This is a genomic window from Methanosarcina sediminis, from assembly GCF_052056915.1.
In the GTDB taxonomy this organism is placed as follows: domain Archaea; phylum Halobacteriota; class Methanosarcinia; order Methanosarcinales; family Methanosarcinaceae; genus MTP4.
On record NZ_CP195119.1, the window covers coordinates 2,900,492 to 2,925,971 of the forward strand.

The window sequence follows — 25,480 nt, forward strand, 5'->3', positions numbered from 1 at the left end:
TTTTACTTTTCTCTTTTCTCTTGTCCTATTTTTTACGCTCCTATTATTCATTCCCTGTGGGGAGCACAGAGTTCCCCGTTGTTGTACATATCCAGCATTGTGTACAGGTACTCACCCTGTTCCGCCAGAGGCTCTCCTTCTTCTACTTTCCAGGCGTCTTCCTTTGCCTTCACCCCGCTGCTCACTGGACCGTACTTTTCCATCCATTCATCTGCAGCAGCGACGACGTCGTCAATGCAGGAGTGGGTGTTGCCCACAAAGATGTTCAGTTTGGTTGAAACAAGAGCCCTGAACATGGTATTGGTCTTGTCCCCGTCGGGGAGTTGCATGTACTCTATTGCTTCTTCTTTTGTGTAGGTCACTCCTCCGATCTCGATTTCATCCACAGGCCATGCCTCAGGATGGTTCTTCCAGTAACCGGGAGTTCCGGTTCCCGGTCCTTCGATTCCGAAGTAGTGGCTCGGGTCAATGTCCGTTACTGGCATTTCTCCGTAATACCCGGTGGCTGTACCGTTGTTTGCATACTGGCCTGCCACTGCAACGCCTGTTGCATTGAAGACCCAGTACTCTCCCGGTTCCAGAATGTCGTCCCCATTGCCCTTGCTGACAGGGTTAGTTATGGCTCCCTGAATGTCATCGCTTATGCTGATGGCTGTCAGGTTCACGTTCCCTGTGTTGGTGACATTATAGGTCCATTCTACTGCATCTCCCACCGAAACTTCGGGCCCGGTAGGCTCGTCGGCGTCAAATCCGTTTGTGGCTTTCTCGATGTCAATTTCAGGGGCTGCGCCGAAGTAGTGGCTCGGGTCAGTATCCGATACCTGCATGCCGTCATAGTTGCCTGTGGCTGTCCCGAGGTTCTCGTACTGTCCTGCTGTTGCAGTCCCTTCTGCCGTGCAGGTCATGGACTCTCCGGGCGCAAGGGTGTCAGTGGGACAGGTAACCGTGACTCCCTGGTCGTCCGTGACAGCGATGTTTGTCAGCGGTACGTTCCCTGTGTTGGTTACGACGTACTCCCAGTTCACGGGCTCGCCAACCGGGATATATGGTCCGGTGAGCTCATCGGCATCTTCTCCATTAGTGGATTTTTCGATGTCAATTGCAGGCATTGGCTCAACATAGTAATGGCTTGGGTCCTCGTCACTTACAGTCATGTCGTCGTAGGTTCCCGTTGCGTTCCCTATGTTTGCGTATTGCCCAACTTCAGCCGTGCCTGTAGCAGTGCATGTCTGGCTGTCACCCGGCATCAGTTCGGGTATCGTGCAAATTTCTCCGAGCTGGTCATCCTGTACAACTATTTCAGTCAGAGGCACGTTTCCTGTGTTTGTTACAACATATTCCCAGGTCACAGTGTCTCCCACTGCAAGTACCGGTCCGCTGGGCGTGTCTGCATCTTCACCGTTGGTTGATTTTTCGATTTCAATTGCAGGCATTGGCTCGACATAGTAGTGGCTCGGGTCTTCGTCACTGACAGTCGTTCCGTCGTAGGTTCCCGTTGCATTCCCTATGTTTGCGTATTGCCCAACTTCAGCCGTGCCTGTAGCAGTACATGTCTGGCTGTCTCCGGGCATCAGTTCGGGTATTGTGCAGATGGATCCAAGTTTGTCATCAAGCACCTCTATTTCAGTCAGAGGCACGTTCCCTGTGTTTGTCACTACATATTCCCAGGTCACGGTGTCTCCCACTGCAAGTACCGGTCCTGTGGGCGTGTCCGCATCTTCACCGTTCGTTGATTTTTCGATGTCAATTGCAGGTGCTGCCCCAAAGTAGTGGCTCGGGTCTGTGTCCTCTACGGGGATATCTTCATAGACAGCTGTTGCATTCCCGAAGTTTTCGTACTGTCCAGGGGTTGCAGTTCCGTCCATGGTCAGGGTTTCCGTGGCTCCCACCGGGAGGACGGCTATTGTGCCCACGTATCCCAGCACGTCGTCAGAGACTTCAACATTTGTCAGTTCCACGTTTCCTGTGTTGTTTACAATGTATTCCCACGTAACCGGGGCTCCCACCATCACGAAGGGTCCTGTCGGTTCGTCAGCATCGTTCCCGTTGGTATGTTTCTCTATGTCGACTGCAGGTTCTGCCCCGAAGTAGTGGCTCGGGTCCGCGTCAGAAACGGTTGTTTGCCCGTATTCTCCGGTCGTAGTGCCCAGGTTCTCATACTGTCCAGGGATTGCCGTACCTGTGGCGGTACAGGTCATTGATTCTCCCGGGGCAAGTGTGTCAGTCGGGCAGCTTACTGTGACGCCCTGGTCATCTACAACGTTAACGTTTTCCAGGGGCACGTTTCCTGTATTGGTCACCACGTAGGTCCATTCTACAGTCCCGCCTGCCACGATCATGGGTCCGGGTGCTGCGTCTGCGTCCTCCCCGTTAGTGGCTTTCTCGATGTCAATTGCTGGGGTTGCCCCGAAGTAATGGCTCGGGTCTTCGTCCGACACAGGCATGTCTTCATAGTACCCTGTTGCATTACCAAGGTTTGCGTATTGGCCTGCTTCTGCCGTTCCGGTAGCTGTGCATGTCTCATTTTCTCCAGGCATCAGTTCGGGTATTATGCAGACGGACCCGAGTTTGTCATCAAGCACTTCTATGTCAGTCAGAGGCACATTCCCTGTGTTTGTTACAGCATATTCCCAGGTCACGGTGTCTCCCACTGTGAGTACCGGTCCGGTGGGCGTGTCCGCATCTTCTCCGTTAGTGGATTTTTCGATGTCAATTGCGGGTTCTGCTCCGAAGTAGTGGCTCGGGTCGGTATCTGTTACTTCCGCTTCACCATAGTATCCGGTTGCGGTTCCGAGGTTTGCATACTGTCCTTCTGTTGCAGTCCCTGTTGCGGTACAGGTCATCGATTCTCCCGGAGCAAGCGTGTCAGTTGGACAGCTTACCGTAACTCCCCGGTCGTCCGTAACAGTGATGTTTGCCAGTGGCACGTTTCCTGTGTTTGTTACGAGGTATGTCCACTCAACTTCATTTCCGACCGGAATGTAGGGTCCTGTGGGCTCATCGGCATCTTCGCCGTTTGTGGCTTTCTCGATGTCGATTGCAGGGGCTGCTCCGAAGTAGTGGCTCGGGTCCGTGTCCTCTACGAGGATGTCATCATAGACAGCTGTTGCATTCCCGAAGTTTTCGTATTGTTCCGGGGCTGCAGTTCCGTCCATGGTTAGGATTTCCATGGCCCCAACCGGCAGGACGGCTATTGTGCCCACGTATCCGAGCACGTCGTCATAGACTTCAACGTTGGTCAGTTCCACGTTCCCTGTGTTGTTTACGATGTATTCCCACGTAACCGGGGCTCCGGTCATTATTGCAGGTCCCGGTGCTTCATCGGCATCAAAGCCATTGGTGTGCTTTTCGATGTCAATTGCAGGTTCTGCCCCGAAGTAATGGCTCGGGTCCTCATCCGATACCCGCATGTCTTCATAGTAACCTGTGGCTGTCCCGAGGTTCTCGTACTGTCCTGCTGTTGCAGTCCCTTCTGCCGTGCAGGTCATGGACTCTCCGGGTGCAAGGGTATCAGTCGGGCAGCTTACCGTAACTCCCTGGCTGTCGGTCGCAACAATACCTGTGAGCTGCACGTTTCCTGTGTTGGTTACAACGTACTCCCAGGTCACAGTCCCGTCAACCGGGATGTATGGGCCTGTGGGTTCATCGGCATCAATGCCATTGGTGGATTTCTCGATATCGATTGCAGGTGCTGCCCCGAAGTAGTGGCTCGGATCTTCGTCTGACACCGGCATGTCTTCATAGTACCCTGTTGCATTACCAAGGTTTGCGTATTGTCCTGCTTCTGCCGTTCCGGTAGCTGTGCATGTTTGATTGTCGCCAGGCATCAGTTCGGGTATCGTGCATATCTCTCCGAGCCTGTCGTCCGTAACAACGATGTTAGTCAGCGGCACGTTCCCTGTGTTTGTTACAATGTATGTCCACTCGACTTCATTTCCTACCGGGATGTACGGGCCTGTGGGTTCATCGGCATCCTCACCATTGGTGGCTTTCTCGATGTCAATTGCAGGTGCTGCTTCGAACATTCCTGCGTCCCATGTAGGGTCGTTTTCTTCCGGTTCAAGGGTCGTGCAGGCGGCCTGTCCCGTTACGGGGTCAGCATCGCTGTCCAGAGTGTCATCTGCACCCTGGTCCTGCGGGCTGAAGACATAGCCTGCCGGAAGTATGAACTCCACATGGTAGTCCCCGGGCACAACTTCGAAATTATAGTAACCGTTTGCATCCGTGCTTGTGCTGGCAATTGGAGTCGTCCCGTCGCATTCGTAGAGGTTGACGGTCACTCCCGGGATTCCTGGTTCGTTTTCGTCCTGTATCCCGTCCATGTCAAGGTCATTCCAGACGAAGTCCCCGATGTTAGACCTGAGGAGGTATACCCCGGTATCCACTGTGAGGTCGGTTTCACCTGATTCGAGCAGTGTGCATGCGGTCTCTCCTGTTGCAGGGTCCGCATCGCTGTCAAGCGCGTCATCAGCTCCCTGGTCCTGCGGGCTGAAAGCATATCCTGCAGGGAGTTCAAACTCTACGTAATATTCTCCGGGAGCAAGCCCTGTGAAAAGGTACATCCCGTTTGCATCCGTGACTGTGGTGGCAATTGGAGTTGTCCCTTCACATTCGTATAGGTTTACGGTCACGCCTGCAATGCCAGGTTCGCCTGCATCCTGGATTCCGTCTTCGTCCAGGTCATCCCATACGAAGTCTCCGATGGAAACCTGCCTGTAAAGGCCTGCGTCCCAGGTAAGGTCGTTCTCTCCGGGTCCCAGGGTTGTGCATACGGTCTTTCCAGTTGCTGGGTCTGCGTCATTATCGAGTGCATCGTCAGCCCCTTCGTCCTGAGTCGTGAACTCGTAGCCTTCGGGGGCAATGAATTCCACATAGTAATCCCCGGGGCCCATTGTAAAGCCATAGTATCCTGTGGCGTCTGTTGTGGCAGTTGCAACGAAGTTATCGGCACAGTCGTAGAGGTTAACGGTAACTCCGGGTATTCCCGGTTCCCCGTCATCCTGAAGGCCGTTTCCGTTCAGGTCTTCCCACACAAAGTCGCTGATGGATGCAAGTTTAATCGATGTAGGGAAACCTGGCAGGAAGTCTTCCCCGATACCTGCATCTTCAAAAGAACCCATAAATGAGTTAACACTGAAACTTCTCGGGTCCGGATCGCTTCCTGAAGACACCGGCAGTGTGGAGATATTGAGGACTGTGAACTCAATATCCGGTGCCCCTGCAGATGGGCTTACAAAGAGGCTTCCCGTGTTTGCAGGTAGCGGTGCTGCGAATTGGCCCGCCGGGGGTGTCAGGAAGAGATTAGCGTGCTGGTTGACAGAGAACCCGGAAGTATCAGCCAGACCGGAAACACCGGCTATTGCATCATATGTCCCGTCTTCGTCGATATCAAGCATCAGTGCAAAGGACTCGGTACCCCCGAAGTCAGGATTATCATTACCTGTGATACCTGCCAACCATGCACTGGTGACCCCGGGGTCGCCGTCCCCGTCGACGTCACCTGCAATTACGTAGGTGTTCATCCCCACGTAAAGGGTATCTGTAGCAGGATCGTAAAACAGGCGGAGCTCCTCCATATCATTTCCGCTTATTGTCCCTGCAGGGGCTGCCGTGGGAACCCCTACATCTATCCCTCCCGGGTCAGTAATAGTGAATATGCCTGTTCCGGTAAAGTCTGCCGGGACATCGCCCGTAAATCCCAACCCTGCAGCTGATGGCATACAGAGAAGGAGCGTGATCAGGAGTGTCAAATATGTTAGAGGCCTGATTTTTCTGGGCCTTTTTTGACGATAGCTTACGCTATTCGTGCGGTTCATTTTTCTTAAACCCCTCCGATTTTTTTACCACTAGTTCTCATAGATATGGGGGAGTTTCCGGGTTATCTTCTTTAAATTAATAATTAGTATCTGGTAAAAATACCCGATTTTTATTCTTCAGGTAATTGTAATTTTTGCTGAGATATATACTAAACCCGGAGCTCCATACAGTTTTATCTGTATTCGGAGCCTCCCCCAATCCAAACATTAATTTGTTTTGCAAGTATATAATATTTATTATATCAAAACAGTTTATTTTTTATTATTTATATTATTTATATTATTTATTTAATTTTTTTGTTTAGATCATCTGAAAAATAATATAATAAACAGAATTTTATTTTTTATAAATAACTGTAAATAAATTACTATTAATGATGTGCATGGAAATTCGGGGTGTAGTATCTGTCTTGATGCGGGGATATGGGTTTGAAAGGCAGTCGCCCAAAAAACATTCACAAAAAAAGTCAACAAAAAATAGTTAATTGACAACTTCCAGTTTCCCGTTTTCAAGCATTCCCATCTTCCCCGACATAAAGCGGACAACGGCTTCGTCATGGGAGATCAGGAGGTAGCCGATTCCCTGTTCGACCTGTACTTTTTTCAACAGGTGGAGGATCTGAGCCTGGACCGAGACGTCAAGGGCTGAGGTCGGCTCGTCAAGCACAATGTATTCCGGTTCGAGCAGGAGGATCCTGCCAAGGGCAAGGCGCTGGAGCTGGCCACCTGAGAGCTGGGCCGGGTAGCGGGCAAGTACTTCTTCGGGGAGGCCTATGGTCTTTAGCATTTCTTTTGTGCACCTGATACGCTCGGTTCCAGGGGTATCGAGCAGTTTCAGGACTTCAAAAACCGAATACTCGATCCGCTTCCTGGGGTTAAACGCATCTGTCGGGTCCTGGAACATCATCTGGACCCTGCGGCGGAAAGCTGCGTATTCGGCTTTTTTCATCCCGGAAAGCGGGCTTCCGTTAAGAAAGACCGCGCCATCGGTGGGTCTTTCGAGCCCTGTGATAATTCTTCCAAGCGTGCTCTTCCCTTCCCCCGAAGGCCCCATCAGCCCGAAGGTTTTCCCGGGTTCAAGTTCAAACGACACGTCCCGGAAAATGAATTTCCCCCCACCTAGCAGGCCGGACCCGTATGTCTTTGAGAGGTTTTCGGCTTTCAGGGACACAAAAAACACCTCACTGCCCTTCCGTTGCTTTCCTTGAGTTCAGGGCGTTCCTGCATGCAGCGTTTTTCCTTTATAGGACATCTCGGATGGAACCTGCAGCCTGCAGGCGGGCTGCTGAGGGATGGGGAGGAACCGGGTATGGGCACAAAACCCCTTTCAGGCAGGCTGTCCAGGAGACCCCGGGTGTAAGGGTGGAGCGGTTTTTCAAAAAGGCTTGAAGGGTCAGCAATCTCAACGATTTCTCCTGCATACATTACAGCGACCCTATCTGCAAGCCGCCGCACAAAGCCGAGGTCATGGCTTATCAGAAGCAGGGCAGTCTCACTCTTTTCTTTCAGTCCTTTCAACTCGTTCTCCAGTTCGGATACTCGGTCCCTGTCGAGCCCCTTGCTGGGTTCGTCTGCTATAAGGAGGAAGGGATCAAGCATAGTTGAAGCCGCAATCAAAAAGCGCTGGTTCATTCCGCCTGAACACCAGGAGGGGTAGTATCCCATGTATTCACGGGGATTTGAAAAACCCACTCGTTTAAGGGCTCTTGCGACTTTTGAGAGATTGGTATTCCCCATTTTTCTCTCTAGCTTTTCTTTCTTCTTCCCCTTTTCTTTTTTCTCTCCCTTTTCCTTCCATCCCATTTCCTGTCCGTGAATTCGGAGAGGTTCTGCAAGCTGGTGGCCTATGGAATATACGGGATTTAAAGCAAGAGAAGGGTTCTGGAAAATTATGGAAATCTCTTTTCCCCTGAGCTTTGCCATCTCTTTTTCGCTCAGCTCAAGGAGGTTTTTGCTTCCGAATTCTATTCTCCCCTTAACTCTGGATTCCGGGGGAAGCAACCTCATAATCGCATGTGCGACAACGGATTTCCCACAGCCCGTTTCCCCTACGAGGGCCAGGGTTTCTTTTTCCCGGATAGAAAATGAAAGGCAGGAAACAGCAGTCACGGTTTCGGTTTCATTTCCCTGGAAAGAAACATTGAGATCTTTTATTTCAAGCAGTGTGTTCATTCCGCATCCACTCCCCTTTTTCCGTTTTCTTTCTCTTTTCCTTCGAACCCGAAACCTATCAGTGCGATGGACATTACACAGAGAGTGATACAGATTCCCGGGGGCAGGTACCACCACCACATTTCCCTGATAAAACCGCCCCGTGAGAAGGCAAAGGAAAGCATGATTCCCCAGCTTTTCATGCTTATGTCTCCGAGTCCCAGGAAGGAGAGTGAAGCTTCGGAAATCATTGCCGAAGCCGTCGCCAGCATGAACTTGGGGAGCAGGACGTGGAAGAGGTTAGGGACTATGTCCGAGGTCATGATGTGAAATGAGGAAAATCCCATGCATCGGGCACTTTTGACATAGCCTGATTCTCTTATCTGCAGGGTTTTTGAGCGGACAACCCTGGCAATGGACTCCCAGGAAAGCAGCCCCAGGACGAGGATCAGGATCCAGATGCTCGGGTGGAGGAATGCTCCCAGGATTATGATCAGGGGGATCTTCGGGATTATCAGGACAACGTCGGTAAAGCCCATAAGTAGCTCATCAATTGTCCCCCTGAAGTAGCCTGAAAAAAGTCCAATCATTAGGCCTATTAAGGTTGAGATGCAGGCTGAGGCAAAGCCCACAGTCATCGAGATTCTTGCCCCGTAAATCAGTTCCGAGAGTATGTCATTTCCGATATCGTTTGTCCCAAAAATATGTGCAGTCGATGGGGCTTCATAGGGGATGAAGCGCTCTGTCGGGGAGTAAGGGGCAAAAAGGGCAGGAAAGAGGGCAAGGATAAGGAAAAATGTAAAGAGAAAAAGTCCTCCTCTATTGAATCTTTCCAGGTTTCTTCCGTATTTCCTTATATCAAGGTCTAAATTAAGGGATAGAAAATCATTCCACTGCCGGGTACTTTTCCGGATTTTGCTTTCCTGGGGGGGGCTTTCCCCTATGTATGCTTCTTCCTGCATCATGCCGGCCTCCTGACTCTCGGGTCGGCAACTGCATACAGCAGGTCTGCAAGCATGTTTGCCAGCAGGACCGCGAGGGCTATTACCAGAAATGATCCCTGGAGGACCGGGTAATCTTTTCCTATTATTGCATCATAGATGAGGGTCCCCATGCCGTTTAAGGAGAACACGATCTCGGTGAAAAGGGCTCCGCTAAAGAGAAACCCGAAATCAAGGGCAATCAAGGTAATGATCGGAAGGGAAGCGTTCTTTATGACGTGCCTGAAAAGAATGGATATGTCGTAGAGGCCCTTTGCCCGGGCGTAGAGGGCATAAAGCTGCCCTTTTTCCTGTATGACGCTTCCCCGCATTATCAGGAAGTTCCTGGATGCGGAAAAGAAGGTCATCACGGTTACCGGTAAAAACATGTGGTGCATAATACTTCCCGGGGTCGGGACGTCATAAAAGCCCTTGAAAGGAAAAAGCCCGAGCTTGAAGGCAAAGATCTCCAGGGAAAGCAGGGCAAGGAAATAGGGAGGTGTGCAGGAGAGTGCAATAAACCCGCAGCAGAGAAGGCGGTTTGCCTTTGTTTCAGGTTTCCAGCCCGCGTATGCCCCGAGCAGGGTCCCCAGGGCTGCTCCCAGGAGCACGGATACCCCCACAAAGAGGAGGGTCCAGACAATCCTCTCCCTCAATATCTCGGCTACGGGGCTGTGAAGGTGGTAGGAGTAACCCAGGTCAAAGCGCAGCAGGTCTCCGATGTAAGCAGTAAACTGCTCGTAAAGTGGCCTGTTCAGCCCCATCTCGGCTCTCAGCTCCTCCATTACGGTCTCCGAAACGTAGACGTCCTCTCCTATGAGGTTCTTTACGGGGTCTCCCGGCATAAGCCTGGGGAGCGCAAAGTTGAGGGTGACTATGAGGAGAAAGGAGGCTGCATACCTGAGCACTTTTTTTACCACTTCACGCATTGTATCACCTTGCCGTTTTCAAATCGTTTTGTCGTTTTCAAATCGTTTTGCAGTTTTCAAAGTACTGTCATCCGGAAGCTGCTCCTGCCTCATACCTCATGTAAATCGAGGAAGGTGTCCAGGGTGTAGATTCCATCCAGGCTGTTGTAGTGCCAGCCTTCGAACCTTTTGTTATAGGGCGTGACAACCTTTTTCCAGTAAACCGGAATTACCGGCAGCTCTTCCGCATAATAGTCCTGCAGGGAATACGAACAGGAACACAGGGTTTCGTGATCCGTCGTGTTCAGGAGCTGGTCGCAAAGCCCGGTAAAGGCAGGGTCCTCGATGTATCCGTAGCGTCTGGAGTCGAAGTACCCGGTACCCAGCCCCGCGTGCATCAGCATGCCCCAGGGCGTGGTCCTGGAAAAGACAAGCTCGTACCTGGAACTGTCTTTTCGGTCCCCGTAGGTGTTCCGGTCAACATTTTCGATTTCAATGTCGATTCCCACGGCCCGGAAGTACTCCTGCAAAAGTTCGGCATCCCTTTCGTAGCCAGGGCAGATCATGAGTTCCAGGAGGATATCTTTCCCGCTTTTGTCTTCTACGATTCCGTTTCCATTGCGGTCCTCATATCCTGCCTTTTCCAGGATTTCCCTGGCTTTTTCCGGGTCATAACTGCATTTTTCCGTGGGTTTGTAGTATTCCATGCCCGGGGGGACCAATCCCCTGTTTGGAACGCTTCCGTAGCCCAGGGTATCGAGCTGCATGAGTTCTTCGTAATTGATAGCGCAGGCCAGGGCTTCCCTGAACTGCAGGTCCGAACGGGGGGCTTCGTTTAAGGTAATCCCAAGATAGAAAATTCCGATACTGTCCTTTTCGACAAAGTTGAAGTCCCCCGTTTTCTCCAGACGCTCGATGTTTGCGTAGGGGTAGGAGGAGGCATATTTGTAGTAGGTATCGGCTTCTCCTTTCTCAAGGGCCAGGCAGGCGGCGTCTTCACTTGCGTACCAGTCTACCTCTACCTTATCAAAAGCACAGGTTTTGCCTTTCCAGTACGGGTTTTTCCGGAAAATGAGGCGGGCGGTGTTCAGGTCTACGGATTCTATGTAATAGGGCCCGCAGCCCACATACGGGCCTTTGCTTGAGTATTCCATCGGTTTGTCTATCTTTTCCCATACATGTTTGGGGATAATCATGTAGGTTGCAAATTCCAGGTTGATGCGGGTGTAGGGCTTGTTGAACCTGAAGGTCACCGAGTTTTCGGTCTGCGAAACGGAGGAACTTTCCAGGGTTTCGTTGATCCAGCGGCCTGAAGGTTTTTTTTCTCCATAGTAGAGTATGCTGAACTGTACGTCTTCGGGGGTCACCTTCACCCCGTCGCTCCAGTAAAGGTCGTCCCGGATATAGAAGGTCCATTCCCTGTGGTCTTCCGAAACCTCATAATGATCAGCCAGTCTGCCAACTATCCTGCCTTCTTCGGACATCTGCATAAGGGGAAAATTGGAGAGATGGGCAAAGATGCCCAGGTAGTAGTCTCCCATAAGGGATTCGGATTTTATGACGTTCGGGGTTGCAATCTTCAGGACTTTTTCGGGTCCTGAATCTACTTCCGCATTCACATCCGCATTTGCTTTCGCACCCGGAGTTGCAATCCCCGAACCCTCTTCATCCCCTGAAGGCGGCATTACCAGGAAAAGGCCGCCTAAAAAGAGCAAAGAGAGAGCTGCAATACAGAACAGCTTGCTTTTTGTCCACTCCATACGCCGTCCTCTCCTTAAGCAGAGTTTTTCCTTACATTCACGAAGTTTTCCAGGTTATAGATCCCATAGAGGGGGTCGGCGTACCAGCCTTCGAATTCCCGGTTGAACGGCGTTACCACGTTGTTCCAGTAGAGAGGAATTGCGGGCAGCTCTTCTGCATAGTAGTCCTGAAGTTCGTGTGCGCAGGTTTCAAGTTCTGCAGGGTCCGTTGTTGCCAGGATCTCGTCGCAGAGTTCCAGGAACTCGGGGTCGTCAACGTTGTGCATAACTCCCTGCCCTGTCCTTCTGGAATCGAAGTAACCGCTTCCCCAGCTTGCGTGCATCAGCATTCCCCAGGGGGTTGAACGGGTGACGGTCAGGTCATAGGTATAGCTGTCCTTGAGGGTAAACCAGGTATCTTTGTCGACTGTCCTCAGCTCTGCGGCAAGGCCCACTTCTTCCAGGTATTCCTTGAGCAGTTCTCCTGTGCGGGCATAGTCCGTCCTTACCAGGATTTCAAGTTCGATGTCTTTCCCGTCTTTGTCTTCAAGAATGCCGTTTCCGTTGCTGTCTGCATATCCTGCTTTTTCCAGAGCCTCTCTTGCCTTTTCAGGGCTGTATTCAAGCTTTTCGGTTTCCTTGAATGCCTCCATGGACGGAGGCACGAAGCCGCGGTTCGGGACATCCCCGTACCCGAGGGTCTCGAGCCTGACGAGCTCCTCATAATTTATGGCGTAGGAAAGCGCTTCCCTGAATTCAAGGTCCGAGAGAGGGGCTTTCTTCAGGTTCGGAGCCAGGAAGACAAGTCCGATGTTCGTCTTTTCCAGGAAGTCGAAATTCCCGGTCTTTTCAAGTTGTTCGATGTTCGGGTAGGGGTAGGACCCGGCATACTTATAATATGTGTCAGCATCGCCTTTTTCAAGGGCCAGGGTGGCGACGTCCACGTTCGAGTAATAATGGACCTCCACGTTTCCGAATGCCGGGGCTTTTCCTTTCCAGTACGGATTTTTCTCGAAAACAAGTTTTCCGGCATTGAGGTCTATCAGTTTGAGGTAGTAGGGCCCGCAGCCCACATAGGGGCCTTCGTTTACGTATTCCATGGGGTTCTCAATCGATTCCCATACATGGGCGGGCAGGATGTTATAGGTTGCAAATTCCAGATTGATTCGGGTGTAAGGCTTGTTGAATTTGAAGGTCACGGAGTTGTCTGCATCCGAAAACGTAGAGCTTTCCAGGGTATCGTTGATCCACCTTGCCCAGGGGGTCTCTTTCCCGTAATAGCGGATGGAAAACTCCACGTCTTCCGGGGTTACCTTTTCCCCATCGCTCCAGTAAAGGTCGTCCCGGATGTAAAAGGTCCACTGTGTGTTATTTTCCGAAACCTCATAGCTTTCCGCCAGTTGTCCTACAAGGCGCCCGTCAGCATCCATTTTCATGAGGGGCGGGTTTGAGAGGTGGGCGAAAACCCCAAGGCTGGAATCCCCTATGAAGGATGCGGATTTTATCACGCTTGGGGTCGCTATTTTCAGGACCGAGCCATCGGATTCCGCAGCTTGCTCCAGGTATGCGGCTGCTGCCCCGGCAAGAAACTCCGCTTCAGGCAGTTCTCCTTCTCCTTCTTCTTCTCCCAGGTACAGGACTTTCATGTACAGGATGATGGCATCCGAAAGCTCAGCTTTTGACATCGAGAGGCTTTCTCCCGCACCCCCGCTTCCTGCTGCTCCCGCGGGAAGCACGTTTGCAACGAGCATGAGGATGAGTACGGTTAAGATCATTCCCTGTTTCAATCCCCGTTTTGGTTCTTGTCTCAACCCCTGCTTCAATCCTTTTTTTAATCTCTGTCTTACAGGTTGTTTGATCTCGTGTTTCATCTCACTGCCCCCTCTTTTTTCCGCGTCTCCCATTCCTCACAACCACAAAAACAGCAGCCAGAACTCCGGTGATCCCCGGAAGAATTCCCGCAGGGCTTTTTTCGGCTTCTGCTTTCTGATCTTCCGCAGCTTTCGAATCGGGATCTACGGAAACTTCCGCAGCCCGGATCGTACCTTCTTCCTGGTTCAGGATATCATTCCACCTGCCTTCGAAAGTCCCGCTGCCTGAAGCCGGGGCCTTTACCCTGTAGACGATTTCCCCGTCGTCAAGCACGGAAAAAACAAGGTTCTGCCCTGAAACATCGACTCTTCCGTCTCCGGGATACTCTGTCTCAACATAGGTGAAACCCTCGGGGATACTTTCCACGATTCCTGCAGCCTTGAGCCCGGAAATTGTGAGGGTAACGTCAAATTCCTCATTCGGCGCCGGATTTTCCGTTGAAAAACTTCTTGTTACACCGCTTTCCTCTGCCAATGCCGGAACTGTGAAGGATGCAATAAATAAAATTATGAATATAAGACTCAATAAAAATCTTAAAGTTCTTTTTTTCTTCATTTTGTTTCCATCCTTTAATACGATTGGTAGAACAAATAATTAAAAATCATACAAAAATCTATTTTTTTATGTGATTGAGTTTTAACAATTTCGTGATATAAACCTTTTGATTTTTTTGTTGGATATATAAAAAAACAGATTTTGGTTGTTATTTGTATCTTTAAGGTCAGAAATCCGAGAAAGGAAATAGAGAAATCACTGTATCAATATCCAATTAATTAAAACAGTGCTGGGTCCGAAAAAAAGAAGTTCAAAAAAGATTTTCAAAAATTATTTCAAAAAACGTTTCAAAATTATTTCCTGAATTTCTTCCTTATCTCTGTTTCCCCAGCTTAATACCCCGCTTCATGTTCTCCTGAATCTTCTTTGCCAGTGACTCTTCCGAGTGCAAATATAAGAATGCCGGGAGCCCGCTTTTTGATATAAGGTAGAGGAGGTTTACGGTTGTCCGGTTGAGTTTGGGGGAGTGGTTTAAAATCCCGCTTGTGGAGACTTTTACCAGGGTGTCTATGGATTTTATCCCGGTAAGGAAGGATTTTCTTTCCTGTCTAGGGCTTTTCTCGAAGATCAGGTCTATCCATTCGTTCATCTCTTCTATCAAAGTCTCCCTGGTCAGGTCTTCAGGGACTATGTAATTTCTTCCTTTTTCGATATTCCCGAAAAATTCCCTGAAACTCTCTCCCTCTGCCAGGGTGTACACCTGCCCGAGCTTTCCGGTATGGGTGTCCGTGGTAGCTGCAACACCTTTCCCGAACTTTTCCGCAAGGGCTATCGTAAGCTCGTTTTTCGGCTTCAGCTCGTGCATGTTGTACTCAAGCACGGGAAAGAGCTTTGCAAGCTCCATGACCGTTTCAGGGTCCGGGTCCTGGTGGAAATCCGCCCAGAAAGGGTGGTTGTACAGGAAAGGCAGCTTGTGCTTTCTCAGGTAGCCCAGGAAGCTCTCCATATTCTGTTCCCTTTCCGCAATCTCCCTGAGTTCGATAAACTCTTCCCTGTCAAAGTCGAAGACGTTCACGTGTACCGTATGCCCTACTCTCCCGGGGTCGTACACCGTCATTTCAGCCCCCGTTACCAGCCTCTCCCGCTCCCAGCCCAGGGTTTCGTACGCCCCCACGGTGTCGTGGTCGGTAAAAGTGATGAAGTCCAGCCCCATATCCAGGGCTTTTTGGTAGAGGTTCTCAGGCTTCAGGTCCTCTGCCGGGAGCACGTCAAAGGAACAGGTCGTGTGCACGTGCAGGTCTGCCCATTTCCAGCCCTCAGCCCTGAGCTCCGCTGCTCGCTCAGGTGAAATCATCTTTTCTCTGTAATTCCTTGCCCTACCCCCTGTAGGCATAGAATCCCGATTTATGTCTTTTTATTATTTTTGCGGAATTCTATATTTTCCCGTGTATTATTATATGTCGCTTTTTTAGATTAAGTTTTTCGGGATTTTACGTTTTTCATTTTACTGCTCTCTCAGGTTTAGTGTTTGAAAACGATCTAACTCCCTTCTGATTCATGATGCTTTTTATATCTCATGATTTATTTTTTGAAAAGAGCCGCCAGGCAAGCTGGCGGAGGCTTACCTCTTTTCAGGATTTCTTCTCTCCGGTTGCAGGGTTTTGTTCTCCTGAACTTCATTTCTCGATCTGCAAAAGCCGGGGTATTTTTCAGGAATCTGCTCAATATAGGATTTGATCGGTATTTTCCCGGCACCACTCAATAAATATATATCACTCCTGAAAGTACCTTATATCCATGACCCTTGAGCCCGTGCATATGCGTAAGATCTCGGAGCTGGCAAAACGGATTGACCGGTCGTTTGAGTATGAGGAGCCAAAGACGGCGGATGATATTTATAAGCTGCTCGAGGAGTTGAAGCTTGACGGGAAGGTTATCCTGAAGGCGGTTGACAGGCTGTACCGGGGGATGGTCAGGACGGCGCTGATGGCGCAGTGTGAGGATCCGTATCCGGTAACTTATGCTTGCGACAGCGGGAGTACGAACCCCAAGACGTATGACAGCGGGCTTTTTGTTGATTTTTGTCACTGTGCGCTGGCGGCAACGCCTACCGACCTGGACGTTCAGCGCTATAGGACTATCGTGTGTGCGGCTTATTCTTCTTCCCAGAAGGTGGCAATGCAGTCGACCGAGGGCTGGGAAGAATTCGATGAAGGGATGGGGCGGGCAAAGCTGGTCAGGATTGCACCGGATGAGCTGAAGAAAAAAGCTTCGGATATGGTGCACAGCCTGGCCATGTACCTGGCGGAGTCCGAGCACATCCTTCATATGAAGGACCGGCTGGATCCTGCAGGCTTTTTCATCATGGACGGGCCGATTTACCCGAAGCAGCTCATGTACTGGGTGGTTATGGGGGACGAGGAAGTCCAGCTCCGCCGGAATGATGATGCCCGGAAGATCCTCCAGAATTATATTGATATAATGGACCATTTCCTGGAAAAAAGGGTACCTGTTATCGGGTTCGTGAAAAATCCCCTCGACATGCAGATTATGGACACGGTCCGGAAAAAAGGGGCGGGCTTTGACCTGCCCTGGATGCTCGATACCCAGTTCTTCAGGAACGTCCTCTCCCTGGAAAAAGGTGCCAATGGAGGGTTTGGGCAGGGAACTGAAAATTGCAGGAATGGCAAAACAGGAAATGCAAATAACGGTTCCGGAAACGCTTACATCACTTATACAAACTGGTTCCAGCAGCCCAACAGGTTCTATGAGAAGCTGCTCAACGGGACTTCTCCCCTGGCGGCAGGTGACAAGCTCCGGGACGGGCTCCGGCACAAATTCCCGCCGGAAGATTACGCTTTATGCTTTTTCATGCTCTACGTCCCTTCAAAGGACGTGGTCTTCAAAGTGGAAGCCCCCTACGGGCTTGTAAAAGACGATTTCCTGCGGATGCAGATTACCAAAAAAGTTCTCTTCGACCTCTCTTTGCACGGCTTTCCCCTGACCCTCACGAAAGCGGACCATGTCGCAAAAATCCGGAAAGTGGAGCGGAAAGAGATCGACAAATTCTTTGAAAACATGAATCCAGATACTGATTACAATGACCTGCGGTGGGGTAATATAAGTGAAATTTGAAGACGCTGACATCCTGGCTTTTGCCTCTGGCAAGACGAAAAAAACTCCGGCTCCCGATAAGGACGAAGGGGCCGAAAAAAGCACTGGCATGGAATCCAATACCGGGAGTGAAAATTCCCCGACCGGTTCATATCGAAAAGGCCCGGACACTTTTCCCGAAGACCCTCTGGCTTCCGTTTACGGTGGGGCTGGTGGTACGGTCTCCGGTGCCGGTGCCGGTTCCGATCGGGTCTCAGGTTCCGGCTCCGGTGCCGGTTCCGATCCCGCAGATCTACCCTTCGAGGACTTTGGAGCTTACGATGAAGGCCTCGCACCCTCTTCCGCTTCCGCGGACGAAGCTTTCGGGATCGTGACCGCCGGAATCGACCCTCTGGAAATCACCCCCGCCGGCGCAACGATTACCGGTTACATCTCCTCTTTGCGGAGAAACGAAATCAGGCTTGGGGCTTACGTAGTCGTCCCGTACGAGGGCGGGGAAAAGCTCTTTGCCAGGGTAGGAAAGCTTCAGTACCGGCAGGAGTTTGCAGTGGACGACGCAACAGAACTCCATTCCCGGCGCATGCTTGGAGGCAGGGCAAGCCCGGTAAACGAGGAGGACTACAAGTTTCTGGCTTACCTTGACCCCCTTTGCATCCTTTACCGTAAAGGGCAGGCTTCCCCTCTCTCCCGCAGGATGGCAGACAGGATCCCCCGCCCGAACACCCCGATCCTGCCAGTCCGGGACCGGCTCGAAGTGCAGACAGGGCTCAACATCCCCGAAGAGGGCATCTTCCTCGGGCACCTGAGCGTCGGGGGAGAGCTTGTAAAGACTCATTCCGAACCCGAAACCGTTGCCTACTACCTGCGAAACGACTACTCCATGGGCGATCCCCTGGTCTTCCGGCACATGCTCGTCTGCGGGAGCACGGGGACAGGAAAGACCTTCCTCACCAAAAACATCCTGCGTCAGTTCATGACCGAAAGCAACCGATACAGGCTCCGGAACTCTCCCGACGACAGGGCAAGGAAAAACCCCTGCCTTGTAATCATGGACCCCCAGGACGAATACTCCCAGATTTTTGAGGACAACGCGACCCTGACCGAGGATGACAGGTTCAGGTTTGAGTCCGAAAAGGTTGCATACGGCCGGGTCCCGTCCACTAAAGCTTTCGTTGCAAAGGTGGAAGGGCAGACCTATCCGGGAGACAAGTCCAGGGCCGAACAGCACGAGTTTACCATTCCTTTCTCCCTTGTGGAGCACAACTCCTGGCTGATTGCCGCCACCGGGATGTCCGAACTCCAGTACATCGGGCTGGAACTGCTTCTGGGGGACTTCTTCAAATCAAGTGTGCCGCATACCTACCTGAACTTCATCTCCCACATCGACAACGAAGGTACAAGGTCCTATTATGTAGACAGCGGAAAACTCCATGAGGCCTCTTATGATGGGATTGTGCGGAGGGTCAAGAGCCGCTTCTTCTCGAAAGTTTTTGACCAGGCAGCAACCCCGATCACCGAGATACTTGACCGGATCTTCAAACCCGGACAGGTCTCTGTCTTCCCGACCGAATACATCAGCACCCCCCGCATCCGGGACCTTATCGTGCTCACCATCATGAGCCTAACCGTGGACAACAAGCTCGGTACAACCGGGACTGACGCCATCAAGAACACGCCCATCATCCTTTGTCTGGACGAAGCCCACCGTTACCTCTCCCGCGCCGGAGGCGAACATTCCCGGCTGATCATCTCCCGCTTCGCAGATGCAGCCCGGCAGGGGAGAAAAGAGGGCCTCGGGCTTTTCCTGATCACCCAGGACCCCCAGGACATCGACGACACGGTCTTCAAGCAGGTCAACACGAAACTGATCCTGAACCTCAACAATGATGCAGCCATCAGCTCCCTGAAAGTTCCCAAAGAATACGAGAGGAGAATCCCCTACCTCAAGAAGGGTCAGATGGTAGTGCACAGCCCTGACAACAGCGATATCGTGGAAATAATCGGACTCTCGAACTGCGTTGTGAAACATCAGTGATTGTGAAGTACCAGTTAAATTCTGAAAAAACTGTCCGCAGGACGAAGAACCAGTAAAAAAGTAGTTTCATATGAAGCAGTTTCGGATAAATCAACTTCAGTATATAATTTTTGCAGAAGGTTTTGCACATTGCCTGAATGAAAACAGGCATGTGCTTTGTCTTCCTTTTTCGCGTCCTTTTCTCAACGTTTTTTTCGACGCAGCTATTTATTTTTGACTTTTCAGTTTCTCTTTCTTTTTATCTATTTCAAACCTGGTCGAAAAGGTCTATGTTATCCAGGACGTTCTTTATATTCCAGTAGACGAAATCTTTGTAAGCCTCTGGCTTCGGGATGTCGTAAATCGCCATGCCTCCTACGTTCCAGGCGACATTTGTGATAAGTTCACTCTTCTGCAGGTCGTCCACGAACTCTTTGAGCTTGCTGAAGTCATCGATTCTCTCTCTCCAGTCCGCAGCCCTGAGTTCGCTGTCCTTGTCCTCCGTGGTCATCTCGTATTTCTGCAGGGCAAAAGAATAGGTCTCGAGGAGTTCGATGTTTATGTGTGAGATATTCCTGACAATCGGGGTGCCTTCCCTCATGCTGGCTTTCAGCCTGTCAATGAAGGCAAAGAGTTCAGCAGATTTTAGGGTGTCGTCGGCTAATTTTTCTTTTAAAGCTTTCATCTGTTCTTCCATGGTATTCTACCCCTAGTTAAAAAGGCCCAAATGGCACAAGGTCTCAATGAATGAGAAAGAGTGTAATCCACTCCTCTAAAATAAGATAGTAAGTTTTCTGTATTAAAATTATCCATCATTTATAAAGATAACAGTTAAATATAATTATTTTTATTATGTAGCTCGTATATAACGTCGCCTTTTGGAGCTTCAGCTTCATTAAAAAAGTATAAGAAATCTGGTGGGATAGCGCGGATTTGAACCGCAGTCCAAGCGTCCCAAACGCTCGAGGATGGACCAAGCTACCCTACTATCCCGCAGAGTACCTGCTCTCAAAGGATATTATCCTTTATATATCTTTCGTTAGAAAACGGGTTTGTTCCCTGCGTTTTTTTGTTCTCTTCAGGACATATGTGTACCTTTACCTCCCCTATCTTTCCCATTTTCTTCTCTTTTTTCTTTCCCGTTTACCTTTCCCTTCTACCTTTCCTTTCTCTCTTTACTGTCTTCTTTTTCCATCTTTTTTCCTGTTTTCTATCATTCCCAGCGTCTATAGATGTCGTTTTCTATTCCGATCAGGTCAAGGACTCTTCCGGTCATTATGTCTACAAGGTCTTCGATGGTTTTCGGCCTGGAATAAAAGCCAGGGCAGGCCGGGAGGATGCTTGCTCCCGCTCTTTTGGCTCTGAGCATATTTTCGAGATGGATCAGGTTCAGCGGGGTTTCCCGGGTCATAAGGATGAGTTTTCGTTCCTCTTTCAGGCAGACGTCCGCGGCCCTGGTCAGGAGGGTGTCCGAAATCCCGTTTGCTACTGCCCCAAGGGTCTTCATACTGCAGGGAGCGATGACCATTCCTCCCGTTACGTGGGACCCGCTGGCAATCGGGGCTGAAAAGTCTTTCTGGGCATAGCTCCAGCTTGCAAGTTTTTCTACCTCTCCGGGAGAATAGTCCGTTTCGATTTCTATGATCTGCCTTGCGGCTTCTGTCAGCACCAGATGGGTCCTAACTTCCTTTTCAGCCAGGACTTCGAGCAGGCGTATTCCGTACTGGACTCCCGAAGCCCCGCTTATCCCTACCGTGATTTCCATTATTTCTTCTCCCCCACTGTGTTGTTTGATCTTTTGTAGAAGGTGATGAAGCTTTTTACCATTTCGTCCGAGATCGATACCGTATCCCTTATTTCTTCCGGGGTAATGTCGTCCAGATGGATCCCGACAATGAACACCGTTGTTTGCCGGGTCGCCTTACTAACATGCCTGGCGCCCTGCAGGGCGATCTGTTCTTCCCGGTGTCCGGGGAGGCTGATCACGGACGAGCTTGCTCTCTGGCTCTTTTCGTCAAAAACTCCTACGGCAACTGCCCCAGCATGCTCTTTTCCGCCCATCAGGGTCAGAAGGTAGTCGTTTCCCAGTTTTTTCGCATCAAGTATGAGTTCGGCTCGGCCTACTTTCCTTGTAATCTGGAACAAAAATCTGCCCCTCCAATCTTTTTTCTTTAAGGGAATCTTAACCACAAAAGGTTATTAAGTTTATCAGGGTCTTTGAGGGGTCGGCTTTCAAGAGTCCTTAACTTTCAGATTTTCGCTTTCAGATTTTCGCTTTCAGATTTTCGCTTTCAGGTTTCTATTCTATTTCTCTTTCTGAGTTTTGAACTTTCAGGGCTCTGAGACCCCGACTTTCAGGACCTTTCAGGACACTGGTTGCAAAAATCTTTCAAAAAAGTCTGACCTGTCCTGTTTTTATCCCGGATGGTTTTATTTCCGACTTCATGCCCGGTTTCATGCCTGGTTTTATATTCAGGACTTTCTTAGAGGTCGCTCAGTTTGAACTGTTTTATAGTCTTTTTGACGTCAAAAACTTCTCTTGCAGCTTTGCCAACAGCTTCACAGTGCTCTTTCGGGGTGTAAACTCCCATTCTCCAGTTGTCCATGTGGGCTTGCTGCAGGATGGATACGAAATGAGATGCTTCGTTCAGGGGGACCATCCGGCTGTCGGTCTTTATCAGCGCCCGCATTTCCAGCATCTCCGGCATTTTAGGGATATCAACCAGGATATCTTTCGGGTCCACACCTGCGAGTTCGGCAATCTCGTTTTCTACCCTGGATGTCTTGCCGCGGTGTTTGAGCACGCTTTTTCCAACCGCGTCCAGGCCTGCGTAGAGTGCGCGCTTGTAGAGCTGGCGGGAATCCAGCCTTCTTGCAAGTTCTCCCCCGTGTCCCCTGGATTTCCGCATGGCAGCTACAAGGTCAATGTCGTCCATCTGCCTGAGCCCAACAGGGTCCAGTTCCCCGTTTTCTATCATATCTTCAACTGCTGTAGAACACATGGCTTCCGAGATTCTGGTCACGTGATGGTAATAAACTGAAGTGTTCATCCAGAAGCGGGAGACCAGCAAGGACTCTGCGGCTTTCAGCCCTCCCTGGGCCACGACAAGCCTGTTTTCGTAAAACTGCATCTGGTTGATCAGGCGGTTGTAGTCCACGACCCCGAAGGCAACCCCGGTATAGTGGGCGTCCCGGACCAGGTAGTCCATCCTGTCCACGTCAATCTCGCTGCTCAGGATCTGCCCGATTGAGGTCTCTCCTTTGATGTGTTTTGCGAGGTTCCCGGAGGAGATCCCGTATTTGTCCAGCACATCTTTGATTTCTCCTTTCCCGAGGATTTCCCTCACATCGTCGTGCCTGCGCCGGGTGTATTTGTCGATGATATTCTCGGTCACATGGGAAAAGGGGCCGTGCCCGACATCGTGCAGAAGGGACGCTGCTCTCAGTTCGTTCTTCTTCTCCTCGTCTACGGTGTTGACGTTTTTCATGAGCATGGAGGCGAGGTGCATAACCCCGAGAGAGTGTTCGAAGCGGGTGTGGTTTGCTCCGGGGTAGACGAGGTTGGAATAGCCAAGCTGCCTGACCCTCCTGAGGCGCTGCATCTGGGGGGTAGCCAGAATTTCCTGGACAATCTCGTCCAGTTCGATATAACCGTGCACGGGATCAAGGACGACCGTCATCATTCTTTAGACAGATGTCATTATATATTGCCGTTTCTATTATTCCTAGTACAATCGGTTTTGCAATCGATTCTTGCCCCGGGCGAAAATGAAGGCGAATCCCGGAAGTCAGATCATTAAATCCAAAAGTTCACTCCATGATTGATCAAGCTTTGAATCCAAAGTTGAACCAATCCAGAAAAGGTAACAGGAATAAGGGAATTATCATGATTATATTTTCAGGCGGCACCGGAACTCCTAAACTCCTTGACGGGCTCAGGGAATTTCTCCCTCCCGATGAACTGACCATTGTTGTGAACACTGCCGAAGACCTCTGGGTCTCGGGAAACCTCATTTCCCCTGATCTGGATACAGTGCTCTACCTCTTCTCAGACCAGATCGACCGGAAAAAGTGGTGGGGAATTGAAAGCGACACTTTCCGGACCCACGAACGCATGCAGGAACTCGGGATAGATGAGGGGATGAAGCTCGGCGACCGGGACCGTTCAACCCATATCATCCGCTCTAACCTGCTCAGGGGCGGGGCCACCTTAAGTGAGGCAACCGAAAAGCTCACCTCCCTTTTCAATATCGGGGCAAAAATCCTCCCAATGTCGGATGACCATGTTTCCACTTACATCGAGACCCCGGAAGGAACAATGCATTTCCAGGACTTCTGGGTAGGAAAGCACGGGGAACCCGAGGTTCTTGGCGTGGATATCCGGGGAGTTTCCGATGCCTCAATCCCGAAAAAAGTGTTCGAAGCCTTTGAAAACGATGAACAGGTTCTGATAGGTCCGAGCAATCCCATTACGAGCATCGGCCCGATAATCTCTCTTCCCGGGATGAAAGACCTCCTGAAAAAGAAAAAAGTCCTTGCTCTCAGCCCTATAATTGGGAACGCTCCGGTAAGCGGACCTGCAGGCAAACTCATGCAAGCATGCGGGCTTGAGGTCTCCTCTGTCGGAGTTGCGGAATACTACCAGGACTTCCTTGATGCCTTCATCTTCGATGAAAGGGACAGCGCAGACGAGTACGCCTTCGAAAAGATCGGGTGCCGGGCTTCCAGGGCGGATACTCTCATGACTTCGCGGGAAAAGAGCATGGAACTTGCAGAGATTGTGCTGGAAATCTTCGATGAAATGGGCTGAAGCCTGAAAAGTTTCTTTATATCTTATTTTTCCCTTTCCTTCTTCACCTTCCCTTTTTTTCTCTGGTTTTTGCTCTAGTACTTTTTATCTACATTTCTCTATTTTTTATTTTTTATTTTTTATTTTTTCGCTGTGACATATTTATGGATAAATTAGTAATGTTTATGTATTACTTTATCAGTTATTTGTAATAATTCTGCATATTATTTCTTTTTTTAATATGCATAATTGCGAATTTATCCATTGTTCATATGTTACTCCTGGTTTCATGTCATTTTATGGTTCCAGGGTCTTGAAACTTCATTCTGTGGATTTGATGTTTGAATATTTGGAGAATTATTATGAAACAATTGAAAATGTTGCACTTTACGTGCCTTGCTGCACTTGTTTTCTTGTTGCTTGCCCTGCCTGCATCGGCGGAAGATGACGGGTTGATGACCGATGTTTTTGATGCTGCCGAAGAAGAACTCGGAGTGCTTGATGCAGAAAATATTCTTATCATAACGGACATCGGTTCCCCTGCCGAATCTTATGTTTACATGGATGATTTTTATGGAGAGTTTTACGGGAACGGACTCCTGTATACGAAGAATCTCCTGGTCGTCCAGAACCCGAGAAACAGTCCTCTATGGTTTGCTTTCTTTGATAAGAACAGTGGAAACTGTACTTTTATTGAAGTTTCCTATGGGGAAGGAGAAGAAGGTATCATTTATCAGGTAACTGAAAATATCAACTTTGAGAAACTTTCTGGTAATGCGGATTCCAGGGATGAATGGAATGCTAAGATGGATGAAAAGGTATTCAGGGGCCGCGAGTTTGCAATCGTTACAATCACCAACGCCTGGGCTACAGGAAATCTCGATTACGAACTGATGCAGTGCCTGGAAATTCACAACCATTTCTGCCCCGGAGTTTCCAGCGGTTATGTGCTTGCAAACTGGATGGAGAAGAACTATCCGCTTAATGAAGGCGTAAGTTACACTGTTTTCTCCTGCCCTACCTGGTGTAAGGAAGATGTCTTCGTAAAGCGCTGGGACGCAACTCCCGGAAAGCGGGGTCTCTGGGCATCCGAACTTTCTGATGAAGAAAAAGAAGCTCTTGGTGGGGCTCCCGCTGGAATTTTCGTGGTCTCGGATTCAGGAAACATGAAGGCAGTTGTGCTGGGCTTTGATTTTGATCCTGTCCGTGCAGAATGTGGGGCTCAGGAAGATGATCCTTTCTGGGTTTCAAAGTACCTGATGGACCTCTATCTTATGGATAAGGACAACTGGGACGAGCTTGTTTACGAAATTGAGGTTATCGACATTGATGCCGACACCCTGAATGAAATGAAGCAGGCAGACACCAACCCCTACGTGGTACTCGGGCTGCTCAATCCTGCAGGGACAGTCAATCCTTCGAAAAATGGAATTCCCGGAGTCGGGCAGTGGATGAATGAACCCAAAATCAAGGCAAAGGCCTGAAATCGATAAGGCTGGTAGCCTGGATACTTTTTCCTTTTTCCTTTTTCCTTTTTTCTCTTCGCCCTGATTTTTGCTTTTTCTTTTCATGGTTCTATTTTTTTACTTTATACTCCACGTT

Annotated in this window: 17 protein-coding genes and 1 tRNA gene; 4 read left to right on the forward strand and 14 right to left on the reverse strand. The window is 50.0% G+C overall.

The window, feature by feature from the left end:
• Positions 1–47: 47 nt before the first annotated feature.
• From ACSAZK_RS12625 to ACSAZK_RS12665, 9 genes are all read right to left on the reverse strand, one after another.
• Positions 48–5,720 (reverse strand): DUF7507 domain-containing protein, encoded by a 5,673-nt coding sequence (locus ACSAZK_RS12625; protein ID WP_440954461.1) that lies wholly within the window; start codon positions 5,718–5,720, stop codon positions 48–50.
• A gap of 577 nt (positions 5,721–6,297) precedes the next feature.
• The gene (locus ACSAZK_RS12630) at positions 6,298–6,987 is read right to left on the reverse strand and encodes an ABC transporter ATP-binding protein (RefSeq protein ID WP_440954462.1); all 690 of its coding nucleotides are present in this window, start codon (positions 6,985–6,987) and stop codon (positions 6,298–6,300) included.
• A complete protein-coding gene (locus tag ACSAZK_RS12635; protein WP_440954463.1) occupies positions 6,978–7,988 on the reverse strand; it encodes an ABC transporter ATP-binding protein in 1,011 nt (336 codons plus the stop codon). The genes ACSAZK_RS12630 and ACSAZK_RS12635 overlap by 10 nt, the downstream gene beginning before the upstream one ends.
• Positions 7,985–8,932, reverse strand: a complete 948-nt coding sequence (locus ACSAZK_RS12640) for an ABC transporter permease (protein WP_440954464.1) — start codon at positions 8,930–8,932, stop codon at positions 7,985–7,987. Before ACSAZK_RS12640 ends, ACSAZK_RS12635 begins: the two co-directional genes overlap by 4 nt.
• The gene (locus ACSAZK_RS12645; RefSeq protein WP_440954465.1) at positions 8,929–9,876 is read right to left on the reverse strand and encodes an ABC transporter permease; all 948 of its coding nucleotides are present in this window, start codon (positions 9,874–9,876) and stop codon (positions 8,929–8,931) included. Before ACSAZK_RS12645 ends, ACSAZK_RS12640 begins: the two co-directional genes overlap by 4 nt.
• Before the next feature lie 89 nt (positions 9,877–9,965).
• On the reverse strand, positions 9,966–11,615 hold the full coding sequence (locus ACSAZK_RS12650; RefSeq protein WP_440954466.1) for an ABC transporter substrate-binding protein: 1,650 nt from the start codon (positions 11,613–11,615) through the stop codon (positions 9,966–9,968).
• Between the two features lie 14 nt (positions 11,616–11,629).
• Positions 11,630–13,369, reverse strand: a complete 1,740-nt coding sequence (locus tag ACSAZK_RS12655) for an ABC transporter substrate-binding protein (protein ID WP_440954467.1) — start codon at positions 13,367–13,369, stop codon at positions 11,630–11,632.
• Positions 13,370–13,466: 97 nt separating this feature from the next.
• Positions 13,467–13,940 (reverse strand): hypothetical protein, encoded by a 474-nt coding sequence (locus tag ACSAZK_RS12660; protein WP_440954468.1) that lies wholly within the window; start codon positions 13,938–13,940, stop codon positions 13,467–13,469.
• 394 nt (positions 13,941–14,334) lie between these two features.
• Positions 14,335–15,354: a PHP domain-containing protein gene (locus ACSAZK_RS12665; protein ID WP_440954469.1), complete on the reverse strand. Its 1,020-nt coding sequence runs from the start codon at positions 15,352–15,354 to the stop codon at positions 14,335–14,337.
• 404 nt (positions 15,355–15,758) lie between these two features.
• On the opposite strand from ACSAZK_RS12665, the gene ACSAZK_RS12670 reads away from it, so the two are divergent.
• The gene (locus tag ACSAZK_RS12670) at positions 15,759–17,096 is read left to right on the forward strand and encodes a DNA double-strand break repair nuclease NurA (RefSeq protein WP_440954470.1); all 1,338 of its coding nucleotides are present in this window, start codon (positions 15,759–15,761) and stop codon (positions 17,094–17,096) included.
• Entirely contained in the window at positions 17,086–19,110 is a 2,025-nt protein-coding gene (locus tag ACSAZK_RS12675; RefSeq protein WP_440954471.1) for an ATP-binding protein, read from the forward strand. The genes ACSAZK_RS12670 and ACSAZK_RS12675 overlap by 11 nt, the downstream gene beginning before the upstream one ends.
• A gap of 247 nt (positions 19,111–19,357) precedes the next feature.
• Here ACSAZK_RS12675 and ACSAZK_RS12680 read toward each other — a convergent pair whose 3' ends face one another.
• The 5 genes from ACSAZK_RS12680 to ACSAZK_RS12700 form a co-directional block, all read right to left on the reverse strand.
• Positions 19,358–19,786 (reverse strand): hypothetical protein, encoded by a 429-nt coding sequence (locus ACSAZK_RS12680; protein WP_440954472.1) that lies wholly within the window; start codon positions 19,784–19,786, stop codon positions 19,358–19,360.
• 218 nt (positions 19,787–20,004) lie between these two features.
• Positions 20,005–20,082, reverse strand: a tRNA-Pro gene (locus ACSAZK_RS12685).
• A 220-nt stretch (positions 20,083–20,302) separates the two neighbouring features.
• The gene (locus tag ACSAZK_RS12690) at positions 20,303–20,854 is read right to left on the reverse strand and encodes a UbiX family flavin prenyltransferase (protein ID WP_440954473.1); all 552 of its coding nucleotides are present in this window, start codon (positions 20,852–20,854) and stop codon (positions 20,303–20,305) included.
• Positions 20,854–21,234: a hypothetical protein gene (locus ACSAZK_RS12695; protein ID WP_440954474.1), complete on the reverse strand. Its 381-nt coding sequence runs from the start codon at positions 21,232–21,234 to the stop codon at positions 20,854–20,856. The genes ACSAZK_RS12690 and ACSAZK_RS12695 overlap by 1 nt, the downstream gene beginning before the upstream one ends.
• Before the next feature lie 338 nt (positions 21,235–21,572).
• Complete coding sequence (locus ACSAZK_RS12700) at positions 21,573–22,769, reverse strand: HD domain-containing protein (RefSeq protein WP_440957018.1); 1,197 nt, start codon at positions 22,767–22,769, stop codon at positions 21,573–21,575.
• A 206-nt stretch (positions 22,770–22,975) separates the two neighbouring features.
• On the opposite strand from ACSAZK_RS12700, the gene cofD reads away from it, so the two are divergent.
• Positions 22,976–23,899, forward strand: coding sequence for a 2-phospho-L-lactate transferase (gene cofD, locus ACSAZK_RS12705; RefSeq protein ID WP_440954475.1), 924 nt, complete (start codon positions 22,976–22,978; stop codon positions 23,897–23,899).
• Between the two features lie 341 nt (positions 23,900–24,240).
• The gene (locus ACSAZK_RS12710) at positions 24,241–25,362 is read left to right on the forward strand and encodes an FmdE family protein (protein ID WP_440954476.1); all 1,122 of its coding nucleotides are present in this window, start codon (positions 24,241–24,243) and stop codon (positions 25,360–25,362) included.
• Positions 25,363–25,480: the final 118 nt, after the last annotated feature.

Bases quoted from the DNA above. Each gene is read 5' to 3' on its own strand.
- ACSAZK_RS12625 (WP_440954461.1), bottom strand. From the start codon at position 5,720: ATGCCATCAGCTGCAGGGTTGGGATTTACGGGCGATGTCCCGGCAGAC.
- ACSAZK_RS12635 (WP_440954463.1), bottom strand. From the start codon at position 7,988: ATGAACACACTGCTTGAAATAAAAGATCTCAATGTTTCTTTCCAGGGA.
- ACSAZK_RS12640 (WP_440954464.1), bottom strand. From the start codon at position 8,932: ATGATGCAGGAAGAAGCATACATAGGGGAAAGCCCCCCCCAGGAAAGC.
- ACSAZK_RS12645 (WP_440954465.1), bottom strand. From the start codon at position 9,876: ATGCGTGAAGTGGTAAAAAAAGTGCTCAGGTATGCAGCCTCCTTTCTC.
- ACSAZK_RS12650 (WP_440954466.1), bottom strand. From the start codon at position 11,615: ATGGAGTGGACAAAAAGCAAGCTGTTCTGTATTGCAGCTCTCTCTTTG.
- ACSAZK_RS12655 (WP_440954467.1), bottom strand. From the start codon at position 13,369: ATGATCTTAACCGTACTCATCCTCATGCTCGTTGCAAACGTGCTTCCC.
- ACSAZK_RS12665 (WP_440954469.1), bottom strand. From the start codon at position 15,354: ATGCCTACAGGGGGTAGGGCAAGGAATTACAGAGAAAAGATGATTTCA.
- ACSAZK_RS12670 (WP_440954470.1), top strand. From the start codon at position 15,759: ATGACCCTTGAGCCCGTGCATATGCGTAAGATCTCGGAGCTGGCAAAA.
- ACSAZK_RS12680 (WP_440954472.1), bottom strand. From the start codon at position 19,786: ATGGAAGAACAGATGAAAGCTTTAAAAGAAAAATTAGCCGACGACACC.
- ACSAZK_RS12690 (WP_440954473.1), bottom strand. From the start codon at position 20,854: ATGGAAATCACGGTAGGGATAAGCGGGGCTTCGGGAGTCCAGTACGGA.
- ACSAZK_RS12700 (WP_440957018.1), bottom strand. From the start codon at position 22,769: ATGACGGTCGTCCTTGATCCCGTGCACGGTTATATCGAACTGGACGAG.
- cofD (WP_440954475.1), top strand. From the start codon at position 22,976: ATGATTATATTTTCAGGCGGCACCGGAACTCCTAAACTCCTTGACGGG.
- ACSAZK_RS12710 (WP_440954476.1), top strand. From the start codon at position 24,241: ATGAAACAATTGAAAATGTTGCACTTTACGTGCCTTGCTGCACTTGTT.